The 12,095-nt window shown below is 73.1% G+C and carries 11 protein-coding genes; 5 read left to right on the top strand and 6 right to left on the bottom strand.

What is annotated here, in order from left to right; genetic code table 11:
- The first annotated feature begins 54 nt into the window (after positions 1-54).
- Together ACWCV9_RS27585 and ACWCV9_RS27590 are read left to right on the top strand one after the other, a co-directional pair.
- Positions 55-672, top strand: a complete 618-nt coding sequence (locus ACWCV9_RS27585) for a LysE/ArgO family amino acid transporter (protein WP_450790509.1) — start codon at positions 55-57, stop codon at positions 670-672.
- A 105-nt stretch (positions 673-777) separates the two neighbouring features.
- Positions 778-2,079, top strand: coding sequence for an MFS transporter (locus tag ACWCV9_RS27590; protein WP_450790510.1), 1,302 nt, complete (start codon positions 778-780; stop codon positions 2,077-2,079).
- Positions 2,080-2,089: 10 nt separating this feature from the next.
- Here the strand turns inward: ACWCV9_RS27590 and ACWCV9_RS27595 are convergent, their stop codons facing one another.
- Complete coding sequence (locus ACWCV9_RS27595) at positions 2,090-2,545, bottom strand: cyclic nucleotide-binding domain-containing protein (protein WP_450790512.1); 456 nt, start codon at positions 2,543-2,545, stop codon at positions 2,090-2,092.
- A 266-nt stretch (positions 2,546-2,811) separates the two neighbouring features.
- Positions 2,812-3,084, bottom strand: coding sequence for a hypothetical protein (locus ACWCV9_RS27600; RefSeq protein WP_450790514.1), 273 nt, complete (start codon positions 3,082-3,084; stop codon positions 2,812-2,814).
- Between the two features lie 111 nt (positions 3,085-3,195).
- Here ACWCV9_RS27600 and ACWCV9_RS27605 point away from each other — a divergent pair, with 111 nt between their 5' ends.
- Together ACWCV9_RS27605 and ACWCV9_RS27610 are read left to right on the top strand one after the other, a co-directional pair.
- Complete coding sequence (locus ACWCV9_RS27605; protein ID WP_450790516.1) at positions 3,196-3,627, top strand: ATP-binding protein; 432 nt, start codon at positions 3,196-3,198, stop codon at positions 3,625-3,627.
- Positions 3,628-4,499: 872 nt separating this feature from the next.
- The gene (locus ACWCV9_RS27610; RefSeq protein WP_450790518.1) at positions 4,500-5,357 is read left to right on the top strand and encodes an RNA polymerase sigma factor SigF; all 858 of its coding nucleotides are present in this window, start codon (positions 4,500-4,502) and stop codon (positions 5,355-5,357) included.
- Positions 5,358-5,372: 15 nt separating this feature from the next.
- Here ACWCV9_RS27610 and ACWCV9_RS27615 read toward each other — a convergent pair whose 3' ends face one another.
- The 4 genes from ACWCV9_RS27615 to ACWCV9_RS27630 all read right to left on the bottom strand — a co-directional run bounded on the left by ACWCV9_RS27615 (position 5,373) and on the right by ACWCV9_RS27630 (position 11,709).
- Positions 5,373-7,613, bottom strand: coding sequence for an FUSC family protein (locus ACWCV9_RS27615; protein ID WP_450790519.1), 2,241 nt, complete (start codon positions 7,611-7,613; stop codon positions 5,373-5,375).
- A gap of 130 nt (positions 7,614-7,743) precedes the next feature.
- Positions 7,744-9,120: an NAD(P)/FAD-dependent oxidoreductase gene (locus tag ACWCV9_RS27620; protein ID WP_450790520.1), complete on the bottom strand. Its 1,377-nt coding sequence runs from the start codon at positions 9,118-9,120 to the stop codon at positions 7,744-7,746.
- A gap of 93 nt (positions 9,121-9,213) precedes the next feature.
- Positions 9,214-9,648: an ATP-binding protein gene (locus ACWCV9_RS27625; RefSeq protein WP_450790522.1), complete on the bottom strand. Its 435-nt coding sequence runs from the start codon at positions 9,646-9,648 to the stop codon at positions 9,214-9,216.
- Between the two features lie 162 nt (positions 9,649-9,810).
- Positions 9,811-11,709, bottom strand: coding sequence for an AMP-dependent synthetase/ligase (locus ACWCV9_RS27630; protein WP_450790523.1), 1,899 nt, complete (start codon positions 11,707-11,709; stop codon positions 9,811-9,813).
- Positions 11,710-11,859: 150 nt separating this feature from the next.
- Between ACWCV9_RS27630 and ACWCV9_RS27635 the strand changes: the two genes are divergently transcribed.
- Positions 11,860-12,093, top strand: a complete 234-nt coding sequence (locus ACWCV9_RS27635; RefSeq protein ID WP_450790524.1) for a DUF6480 family protein — start codon at positions 11,860-11,862, stop codon at positions 12,091-12,093.
- The last annotated feature ends 2 nt before the right edge of the window (positions 12,094-12,095 follow it).

A 12,095-nucleotide genomic window follows, 5' to 3' on the forward strand; every position in this document is an offset into this window, starting at 1 on the left:
ACGTAAGAATCTTTAGCTGTACTTGGGATGGTAGGCCTGCCTAGCGTCGACGGCATGAACCACACCCTGGCCGCCGCGGCCGCCGGATTCGGCACCGGCCTGTCCCTGATCGTCGCCATCGGCGCCCAGAACGCCTTCGTCCTGCGCCAAGGGGTGCGCCGGGACGCCGTCCTCGCCGTGGTCGGCATCTGCGCCCTCTCCGACGCGGTGCTCATCGCGCTCGGCGTCGGCGGGGTCGGCGCCGTCGTCGTGACCTGGCCGGGCGCGCTGCGCGCGGTCGGCATCGTCGGGGGTGCCTTTCTGCTCTGCTACGGCGCCCTCGCCGCGTGCCGGGTGCTGCGGCCCGGCACGGCCGGCCTCAGCACCGAGGGCGAGGCCGCCGGCTCCCGCCGCCGCGCGGTGCTCACCTGCCTGGCCATGACCTGGCTCAACCCGCACGTCTACCTGGACACCGTCTTCCTGCTCGGCTCGCTCGCCGCCGACCGGGGGCCGCTGCGCTGGACCTTCGGGCTGGGTGCCGCGCTCGCCAGCCTGTGCTGGTTCGCCGCGCTCGGCTTCGGTGCCCGGCTGCTCGGCCGCTTCCTGGCCCGCCCCGGTGCCTGGCGGGTGCTGGACGGGCTGGTCGCCGTCACCATGCTGGGGCTCGGCGCGACGCTGATCGCCGGGGCCTGAGCGAAATACCGGTGGCTTCCACACGGGTTGCTGAGATAGTTAGGCTCTCGAAGTGAAAAAGATGGAGGGAGCAACCTTCATCGGCGGACCGGCAACAGGACACCCGTGGACACCAGCGAGACCAGCACCAGCGAAACCGACTCCCTCACCCCGGCGGCCCCGCCCGCACCCCGGCGCGGCTGGCGCCGCTGGGCCATGGACACAGGGCCCCTGCGCATCCCCGCCTACCGGCGGCTGTGGTCCTCGACCATCGTCACGGCCGTCGGCAGCCAGCTCACCGCCGTCGCCGTGCCCAAGCAGATCTACGACATCACCCACTCCTCGGCCTGGGTCGGCTACGCGAGCCTGGCCGGGCTGATACCCATGGTGGCGTTCGCGCTGTGGGGCGGCGCGGTGGCCGACACCGTGGACCGCCGCAAGCTGCTGCTGGTCACCAACAGCGGGATCGCGGTGACCTCCCTGCTGTTCTTCGCCCAGGCCGTCACCGGGCTGGACTCCGTGGTCGTCCTCATGGTCCTGCTCGCGCTGCAACAGGCCTTCTTCGGGCTCAACGCGCCCGCCCGCAACGCCTCCATCGCCCGCCTGGTCCCGGCGGAGGAGCTGCCCGCCGCCAACGCGCTGGGCTCCACGGTGATGCAGACCGGGCTGGTGGCCGGCCCGCTGCTCGCCGGTGTGCTCATCCCGGTCATCGGCCTGCCCGAGCTGTACCTCATCGACGCCCTCGCGCTGTGCGTGACCGTGTGGGCCGTGTTCCGGCTCCCCGGGCTGCCCCCGCTCGGCGACGGCCCCGCCCGCCGGGCCGGGGTGCGCGAGATAGCGGCCGGGTTCCGCTACATCTCCCGGCACAAGGTGCTGCTGCTGTCCTTCCTCGCCGACATCGTCGCCATGGTGCTCGGCATGCCCCGCGCCCTGTTCCCGCAGCTGGCCGCGGAGACCTACCACTCCTACGGCGAGGGTCTCGCGCTCGGTGTGCTGTTCGCGGGCATCCCGGTCGGCGCGGTGCTCGGCGGCCTCTTCTCGGGGGTCTTCTCCCGCGCCCGCCGGCACGGCGCGATGGTGATCGGCGCCGTCGTCGGCTGGGGCGTGGCCGTCGCCGGGTTCGGGCTGAGCGGCAACCTCTGGCTCGCCCTGGTCTTCCTCGCGGCGGCCGGGGTGGCCGACATGGTCTCGATGGTGTTCCGCGGCGCGATCCTGCTGTCGGCCGCGACGGACGAGATGCGCGGCCGGATGCAGGGCGTGTTCACCGTGGTGGTGGCGGGCGGCCCGCGCCTGGCCGACGTGCTGCACGGTACCGCCGGCTCCGCGTTCGGTCCGCGCGCCGCCGTCGCGGGCGGCGGCGCGCTGGTCGTCGTGGTGATGCTGACGCTGGCCGCCGCGATGCCGGCCCTGCGCCGCTACCGGATCTGACCGCCACGCCCTACAGCGGAGGGCTGCGGCGCAGCGCGTACTGGTCCAGCAGCTTGCCGCGGGTCGCCTCCAGCCGGCTGGCGAGGACCTCCGCCACCGTCCGCACCAGGGACAGCCCGAGCAGCGGATCCTCCACGCACAGCCCGAGCACCGACGGACCGTCGAACTCGTAGGCCCTCACATTGCTGAAGGCGACCGCACCGAAGTCCCACTCGTACGGCGGGAACAGCCAGGACCAGCCCAGCAGGTCGCCCGCGCCGAGCGTGGCCACGGTGACCCGCTGACGGGCGGTGACCTGCTGGTCCAGGTGGACCGCGCCGGAGCGGATCACCCAGAAGCGGTCGGCGGTGCCGCCCGCCTCGAAGATGCGGGTGTCCTCCGGGAAGGACACCTCCTTGGCCAGCTCCATCAGGCGCTCGCGCTGCGCCTGGGGCAGGGCGGTGAGCAGTTTGATCGCTTTGGTCATGGGGCGGGGCTCCTCGCCGGCGGCGGTTCGGGTGCTTTCCCTCAGCCCATTTCAGCCGGTGCGGCCGCCCGGGGCACCTCGAAACGCGGGCTTTGCCCCGGTCGGCGGCGATTTCGGGCAGCAAAAAGCCCTGGCCGGACGGGGGAGGCCGGCCAGGGCCGTATGCGGTGATGCGGGGAGCACAGAAGGACGGTTCCGGTCCGCTCCGCACCACGTATGTATGAACGATAAACCACTTGGGGTGCGTTCCGGTAACCAGGAACGGGTCAAGTGACCTGTTTCACTCCGGCACCCTCCGTGGGTCCCTCCGCCGCCGCGTCCGCGCTCCGCGCGGCCTTGCCCGGGGTGACGATCTCGTCCAGCACCCGCAGCACCGCCTCGTACGCCCGCGCCCGCACCGTCGCGTCCCGCGCGCCGTCCGGATCGCTCGCCGACAGGCTCCGGGCCCGCCCGTGCCAGGCCCGCTCCTCCTCGGCCGCGCAGGCCCGGGCGCGCTGGATGCGCCGCAACAACTCGTCCGCGTCCACCACATCGGTCATGTGGCCCGGGTACCCGGCAGCGGCGCGGTAATGGCATCCGTACCGAGGGTGTTTGGCGGCGCCCTGAGAGGTCAGCCGAAAGATAAGGGCTTACGTCTCAGGAGGGATCGGATGTCCATCAAGCACCGGACCATTTCCTCGACGAGCCGACGGGAACCGCGCCGGCTGCCGTGCCGGCCGGCCGACGCCCGCAGAACGGTCGAGCGCGTGGTGGCCGAGCGGTGCCGGGATCGGGCCCTGCCGTGCGCCCCGGAGACCATGGAGGACATCCTGCTGGTCACCTCGGAACTCACCACCAACGCCATCCTGCACGGCGGCGGCATCACCGGCTTCGACGTCGCCGTCGACTCCGGCGGCGTACGGGTGTCGGTGAGCGACCGCAGCGAGGAGGTGCCGGTGGCCCTCACCGCCACGGACGAGCGCGGACTGGCCCGGCCGGGCGGCCGGGGCTGGCCCATCGTGTGCCGGCTCTCCCGGGATGTACGGGTGGCCGAACTGCCCTGCGGCGGCAAACGCGTCACGGCCGTGGTCGCGCTGCGCTGAGCCCGCGCCGGCGCCGCCCACCCGTCCACCGGCCCGCCTTTCGTGCCGTGCACTTTCGGCGGTCCGGGGGGCCCGCGCCGAGGGCATGTGGCTGGTGGGGTCGTCGGCCTTGCGTGCGTGTGGCCGGGGTGGGCTTGCCTGTCGTGGGCGGGGCTTTCGGGTGTTCGGCCGGGGACTCTGCCGCTGGGTCGGTCGGGAACTTGCCCGTGTCCGAGCTGGGGGCTGCCTGTCGGGGCGGGGCTTCTGACCGGGGAGCGCTTTGCCCGTTGGCGCCGAGGGCTTTCGCCTGCTGGGCTGCGAGTGTCTGCCTGGCGAGGCCGCGGTGTTGTGCGTATCCGCCCGCGGCCTTTGCGTGCGGCTGCCGAGGACTTTTGTCCGTTCGGCTGGGAGCGTCTGGCTGCCAAGGCCGAAGGTGTTCACGTGTCTGGCCGGGGGCGTGTGCCCGCTGGGGTCGGGAAGTTCCGCGTGTCCGGCGAGGTGCGTTTGCTCGTTGGGGCCGTTGGCCTGGGAGCGTCTGGCTGGCGAGGCCGAGGGTGTTCGTGTGTCTCGTCGGCGGCGTGTGGCTGCTGGGGGCGGGGATTTCCGTGTGTCCGGTGGGGGGCGTTTGTCGGGCGGGGAGGAGAACTTTCGACCGTTCGGCCAGGGGCGTTCGACCGTCGGGGACGAGGGCGTTTGCCCGTCGGGTCGGGGGGCAGACGGAGTCTCGTGCTTCGGACCGGAGGCGCGCGCCCAGCGGGAACCGTACGGTTGCCCGGGTCCCTCCCGGCGGACCGGCGGCCCACCCGCGGCGAACCCTGACACCACCGTTCGGGCCCGGAACCGGAAATCCTCTTCCGGTCGTGCCCTGAAACCACGTTCAGGAGCGAATCCGCATGCTGACCGACCTGTCGACAAGCCGTCCCGGCACGCCCGCCACCGACACCGACACCGCCGCCGCGCCCACCCGGCGCCCCCACGACGACGCCCCGGACACCGCGGCGCTCTTCGCCCGGCTGGCGGAACTGGACGACGGCCCGGAGCGGGACGCCGTACGCGACGAGCTCACCACCGCCTGGCTGCCCATGGCCCACCGGATCGCCAGCCGCTTCCGCGACCGCGGCGAGTCCGTCGAGGACCTGCGCCAGGTGGCCGCGCTCGGCCTGGTGAAGGCCATCGACCGCTTCGACCCCTCGCGCGGGGCCTTCGAGAGCTACGCCGTGCCCACCATCACCGGCGAGGTCAAGCGGCACTTCCGGGACCGGATGTGGGCTCTGCGCGTACCCCGCCGGGTGCAGGAGCTGCGCAACCGGGTTCGGGTGGCCCGCCGCGAACTCACCCAGCACCCGGGCAGCCCGGAACCCACCGTCGCCGCCCTCGCCGAGCACACCGGCCTCACCGAGGACGAGGTCACGGCCGGCCTGGAGGCGCTGGAGAGCTTCAGCACCCTGTCCCTGGACGCCGAGCTGAACACCGGCGACGACGGCTACAGCCTCGCCGACACCCTGGGCTCCCCGGACACCTCCTACGACGTCGTGGTCGACCGCGAGGCCGCCAAGGAGGGACTGCGCCGGCTGCCCGAGCGGGAGCGCGCCATCCTCTACATGCGCTTCTTCGAGGACATGACGCAGAGCCGGATCGCCGACCGGCTCGGCATCTCCCAGATGCACGTCTCGCGGCTGATCAGCCGCAGCTGCGCCCGCGTCCGCGACGAGGCGCTCGGTTCGCGCCCGGGCGGCACCGGCACCTGCTGAGCCGGCGCCGCGGCCTCAGGCCCGCGCGCCCATGCCCAGCGGCCGGGCCAGACCGGAGACCGCCTCGTCCAGGCGCTGGAGATGCCTCAGGACCCGGTCGGTCACCCGGCCGTAGCGGGGCGTGCGCAGGGTGCCGGGCTCCAGCATCGAGGCGATGCTGGGCCCGGACTCCAGCTCCTCGGCGGACCGCGGATCGGCGACATGCGCGGCGATCGCCTCGATGTTGTGCACGATCCGCGCGCACGCGCCGCGCAGCCGGGGGTCCGCCGCGATCGAGGGATGGGTCGGCAGCAGCTCCGCCGTCGCCGCCAGCGACCGCCCGTGATACGCGCAGGTCTCCAGCAGCGCCACCACGTACCGGGCGGTGTCCCGGCGGGAGCGCAGCGGGGTGATCGGGTGGGTCAGCGGCTGGGTGGCCGCGCGCAGGTCGGCCAGCGCCTGGTCCAGCTCCCGCGCCTGCTCCACCAGGTCGGCGCCCGCTCCGCCGCTCAGCTGCTCGACGGCGCCCCGGGTGAGCCCGGCGAGCCGGTCCAGGACGGTGCAGAGGAGTTCGTTGGTACGGCGGTCGGTGCGCACCGGCAGCACCAGCGCCGCCGCGATCACCCCGCAGGCCGCGCCCAGCGCCGTCTCCTCCACCCGCAGCACCAGCACCGCCATGCTGTAGGTGTTCAGCAGCGTGTACAGCAGCCCCAGCATCGCCGTGACGAAGAACGACATCAGCGTGTACGACAGGGGAGCGCTGTAGAACATCGCGAAGATGAACACCAGCACCAGCCCGAACGCCGTCCAGGTGTGCTGCCCGACCAGCCCGGCGAGCCCGATGCCGGCCACCACGCCCAGCACCGTGCCGAGCAGCCGGCGGTAGCCCTTCACCAGGATCTCGCCGGTGGAGGCGGTGTTGAGGAACACGATCCAGCAGGTCAGCACCGCCCAGTACCAGCGCTGAGTGGACAGCAGTTCACCGCCGACGATGGCCAGCGAGGAACCGACGGCGACCTGGACGGCGGCCCGGGTGGTGGGCCGGCGCAGCCCGGTCGCCTCCGCCTCCTCCGGCTCGCTCTCCTCGCGGGCCTCGATCGCGGCGTCCTCCGCGTCCAGCTCCTCGCGCGAGCGGGTGGTCGCCGGGCTGTCGTCCGACTCGTCCTGCGGCCCGTCCAGCGCCATCCGCAGACCGAGCGCCGCCCGGGCCGCCTCGCCGAGGCCGCGGAACACGTCCTGTACCGCCGGGGCGGCCGGCGGCAGGTTCTCCTCGTCGCGGTAGCCGAGCAGCCGGTTGCGCACCTGGGCCAGCGCCGTCCCCGACGCCTCGCCGCGCGGACGCACCATCAGCTCCCGCAGTGCCCCCAGGTCCCGGCGCAGCGCGGCCGACGCCTCGTCCCGCACCGGCAGCTCGCCCCCGGAGGGCAGCGGGGCGCCCGGCAGATGCAGGGTGAGGGTGTCGGTGCGCTGGGCGCTGCGCGCGGTGAGCAGCAGCAGCCCGAGCCGCTCGGCGGCGATCTCGGCGTCCGCGATCCGGCGCTGGAGCAGCCGGGCCGCCCCCTCGTCCAAGGTGCCGTCCTCCAGCCGGCCCTGGATCAGCAGCGCCGTCTCGTGCAGCCGCGCCGTGCCGGTGCGCAGGTCGTCCAGGACCTTCTCGGCGTCCGCCGGGCCGGCGTCCAGCAGCTCCGCCTGGGTGGCGATGAGCTGTGCCAGCCGCGCGCGGAAGGCGCGCCGCAGCCGGTCCAGGGTGCCCGCCGGGGTCTGCGGCAGCAGCGCGAACCGGGCGGTGGCACTGCACCCGAACGCCACGCAGAGCACCCCGTACAGCTGCGGCAGCACGGCGGGGGTGGCGTGCACGAACAGGGACAGGAAGTAGATCTGGAAGCCGATCAGCCCGAGCGCGGTGCCGCGGTCGCCGAACCGGCGGCCGTAGACGGCACTGAAGATGAGCAGGACGAAGAACAGGTCGCCGACGACGACCCGCTGGTTGAGCAGCGCACCCAGCGACACCGAGGCCAGCGCCACCGGCAGGCCGAGCGCGAGGGTCACGGCCTGCTGCGCGCGCTGCTTCTCCCGGATGGCGAAGGTCGCCACCATCGCCGCCATCGCCCCGGCCACCAGCAGCGGCACCGGGACCCGCAGCACGGCGAGGACGGCGAGAGTGAGCGCGATCGCGGTGACCGTGCGCAGTCCGGCGGTGAGCCGCAGCAACCCGGGATCGGATGCCGCCAGCCGGTCCCACAACCGCACCCGCCCCGACCGCCTCGCCACCCTCACGCCGCCGCGCTCTCCCGTGTCCGTGCATGCCGTGCCAGAAACCGATCAACCCCAGCATCGCACGAGCCGCCGCACCACCGGCCCTCGGCCAGGGGTGCGGCAACCGGCCCGGTCACGTCCCCGGCTCAGGTCACGGGCTCGCGGTGGCACCGCCCTCCACCCGGGCCCGCACCTCCTCCGGCGTCAGATACGCGTCGGTGAACTCGAAGTCCTTCAGCCGGGCGGGCTTGCGCGCCTGGAAGCCGGTGCGGACGAAATCGTCGCCCGCGACCGCGTTCAGCAGCCAGTTGGTCATCACCCGGGTCTTGGCCACGTTCGTGCGCAGCGCCGACCAGTGGTAGCCGCGGGCCACCGCCTGCGCGGGCACCCCGCGCAGCTCCACACCGAGCGGCTTGGACACCGCGTCCTTGCCGCCGAGGTCCACGACCAGACCCAGGTCCTTGTGCACGTACGGCTGGCGCGGCTGCCCCCGCAGCGTCGCGATGACGTTGTCCGCGACCTTCCGGCCCTGCCGCATCGCGTGCTGCGCCGTGGGCGGGCAGACCGCACCGTCCTCGCCCTTGGCCAGATCCGGCACCGCCGCCGAGTCGCCGAGTGCGAACACCCCGTCGTGGCCGGGCAGGCACATCTCGGCGGTGACCGCCAGCCGGCCGCGGACCGTCTCCGCGCCGAGCGTGGCGATCAGCGGACTCGCGACCACACCCGCCGTCCAGATCAGCGTGTGCGTCGGCACCACCCGGCCGTCGGTGAAGGTGACCTCCTCCGGCCCGGCCTTCTCGATCGACACCCCCAGCGACACCTCGATGCCGCGCCGCCCCAGGATCTCCCGCGCACTGCGGCCGAGCTTGTCGCCCAGCTCCGGCATGAGCTTGGGCGCGATGTCGATGAGATGCCACTTGATCAGGCCCGGGTCCAGCCGCGGGTACCGGGTCACGGCCGCGTGCGTCAGCCGCTGGAGGCAGGCCGCGGTCTCGGTGCCGGCATAGCCGCCGCCGACCACCACGAACTGGAGCCGGGCCGCCCGCTCGGCGGGATCGTCGCTGGCGTCCGCGAGATCGAGCTGGGAGATGACGTGGTCGCGGATGTAGGCCGCCTCGGCCAGGGTCTTCATGCCGAAGGCGTGCTCGGTCAGCCCCGGGATGTCGAAGGTCCGGGTCACACTGCCCGGTGCCAGCACGATGTAGTCGTAACGCTCGTTCACCAGCTTGTCGGTGATGGTGCGTACGACGCACACCTTGGCCTTCAGGTCCACCCCGATCGCCCCGCCCGGGATGATCCGGGTGCGGTACTTCTTGCTGCGCCGCAGCGACAGGGCGATGGACTGCGGGGTGAGGACGCCGGAGGCCACCTGCGGCAGCAGAGGCAGATAGAGCTGGTAGGCGAACGGAGTCACCAAGGTGACGTCGGCCTCGTCGGGGCCGAGTTTCCGCTCCAGGCGGCGGACACACTCGACTCCGGCGAAGCCTGCGCCCACCACCAGGATCCTGGGTCGTGTCACGGTGTTCATCCCTTTCTGCGCGGCACCTTCGATCCCACAGCCGGCCGAGCCGTTCCGCCAGCTGGGTACGGCTACCCGTGCGGATACCCCCCTGTCCCGCGGTCACCAGGGCAGGAACACATGGATGTCCTTGCCACCCTCATGGACGACGACGCTCACCTGGGTGCACAGCGTGTGCACCAGATGCCAGCCGATGCCGCCGCCGCCCGTGTGCGGCCGGAAGGGCCGCGGCTCCGGCTTCACCGTGCTGGTGTCGCGCATCGTCACGTGCACACCGTCGAAGGTCCGGCGCATCCGCAGCCCGAACGGACCGGGCGCGTACTGGATCACGTTGGCGGCAAGCTCGGTCACCACCAGCAGGATGTCGTCCCAGTACTCGTGCGCACCCGGCGGCGTGTCCCGGGCGAGGGCACCGAGGAACTCCTCGGCGGCCAGCCGCGCCTCTGTGACATTGCGCAGCTCACCGTCGAAGGAGAACGTGCGCTCGCACCGCTCCTCCGAGTCCGGCGTGTCGTCCCAACGCGGCTCCGTCGCCATCTCGCATTCCCCGCCCCCGGACGCGTAACGGGCCCCTGCGGCCCGTGGCGACCGGGTCGGTCGTCGTCGCTGCTTCTTCCTGCGCTGCGGGTTCCCCCACCCGGGCCGGGCTATCCGTGCGCCCCGAAAGGCGGTCCGTACGGCTGCACCTCCTCGGCACGCTCAGCGGAAGACGTCGTCCGACTCGTCCCAGTCGGCCGGCTCCGGCACGCTGCGCCCGGTCCAGGAGCGCGCCTCGTACATGGCGTCGATCTCGGCCGCCCAGTGCCGCACGATCGCGTCCCGGCGCAGCTTCAGAGACGGCGTCAGCAGTCCGTTGTCCGCGGCGAACGGCTCCTGGAGCACACGGTAGACCCTGATGGACTCCGCGCGGGACACCGTGGTGTTGGCGGCCGCCACCGCCCGCGCGATCTCCTCGCGCAGCGCGTTCTCCTCGCGGGCCTCCCGGCCCGGGGCGTCGCGCGGCAGCGCCAGCGCCGCCCGCCAGTGCGCGAGGAACTCCGGGTCCAGGGTGATCAGCGCCCCCACACAGGGCCGGTTGTCGCCGATCACCACCGCCTGGTGGACGAGCGGATGCTGCCGCAGCCGCTGCTCCAGCGGAGCCGGTGCCACACTGGTGCCGCCGCTGGTGACGATGATGTCCTTCTTCCGGCCGGTGATCGTCAGATAGCCCTCCGCGTCCAGCCGGCCGATGTCCCCGGTGGCCAGCCAGCCGCCGCGCAGCGCCGCCCGGGTCGCCGCCTCGTCGCCGGCGTACCCCTGGAACACCGACGGGCCGTTCACCAGGATCTCCCCGTCGTCGGCCACCCGGACGTCGGTGCCGGGCAGTGGCCGGCCCACCGTCCCGGACTTCTCCCGGCCGAGCGGCTGCATGGTGATCCCGCCGGAGGTCTCGGTGAGCCCGTAGCCGTCGTGCACGTACACCCCGATGCCCGCGAAGAACAGCGACAGTTCACGGCTGAGCGAGGAACCGCCGGACGTGCCGCGCATCACCCGGCCGCCGAGCGCCGCCCGCAGCCTGCGGTACACCGTGCGCTCGTACAGGGCGTGCTGGACCCTGAGTTCGAGGCCGGGACCCGTCCCGGTGCCGAGCCGCCGCCGCTCCTCGGCCGCCGCGAAGTCCCGCGCGGTCTGCGCGGCCCGCTCGAACAGGGCGCCCCGGCCGGACTGCTGGGCGGCGCGCAGGAACTTCTTGTACAGCTTCTCGAACAGCGACGGCACGCCGTACAGATAGGTGGGCCGGAAGGTGGCCAGCGCCGACCCCAGCGCCTCCTCGGTCAGCTCCGGCTCGTGCGCCATCAGGACCCCGCCGCGCACACAGGTCAGCATGATCATGATGCCGTAGACGTGCGAGAACGGCAGGAAGGCCAGGACCGAGGGCTGCTCGCCCGGCGGTGCCGCGGTGTGCAGCCAGCCGGTCAGCAGGGTGTCACAGGGATAGGCCAGGCCGCGGTGGCTGAGCGCGCAGCCCAGCGGGCGGCCCGAGGTGCCGGAGGTGTAGACGACGGCCGCCGTGGCGTCCGGCAGCACGAGCCGGCGCAGCGACTCCAAAGTGGCGTCGGGCACGGCCGCGCCCCGCTCCACCAGCTCGGCCACCGCGCCCGCGTCCAGCTGCCACACATGCCGCAGCCGGGGCAGCCGGGCGCACACCGTGCCGACGGTCATCACGCCCTGCTCGTCCTCGACGACCACCGCCTCGCAGTCGGCGTCCCGCAGGATCCACTCGGCCTGGTCCCGGGAGGACGCCGGATGGATCGGTACGACCTCGGCGCCCACCGCCCACAGGGCCAGGGCGAACAGCGTCCACTCGTAGCGGGTGCGCGCCATCAGGGCCACCCGCCGTCCCGGGGAGACACCGGCCGCGATCAGCCCCTTGGCCAGGTCGGCCACCGCGTCCCGCAGCTCCACCGCCGTCACCTCCTCCCACCGGCTCGCGGTCCGGTCCGCGCGGTGCGCGAGCACGGGCAGGGTGGGCCGGCGGTCGGCCGTCTCGAAGACACTGTCGGCGAGACCGCCGGTCAGCACGGAGGGGCCGGCCGGAGCGAGGGCGACGTCCCGCATGCGCTGCTCCCGGAGTACGGAGGGTCACTCCGCCGATCGGCTCTGTCGTCGGCGGTGCTCGAATGTAGCCCAGGGGGCCGCCTCCGGGGTCGGGAATGCGGAAGTCGTGATCGGCTGATGATGTCGGCGTGTCCTGGGGACTCGGCAGGCATGAGCCATGTGAACCCCGATCCCGAACCCGAGCGCACCACGGGCCTGGAGCCCGGAGGCGGCGTCCCGCCCGGCGAGACCCCGCCCGCCGAGAGCAGCATGCCCCAGGCCGGCCCGCGGGAGCCGGACGCCACGAGCAGAGGCTGGGCCAAGGCGCCGCTGACGGTGATCCTCGTCCTCGTCGTCCTGATCGCGGCCTTCTTCCTGGTGTACGCCCTGGTGCTGATCCTCTGAGC

This window comes from Streptomyces sp. NPDC001606 (assembly GCF_053596835.1).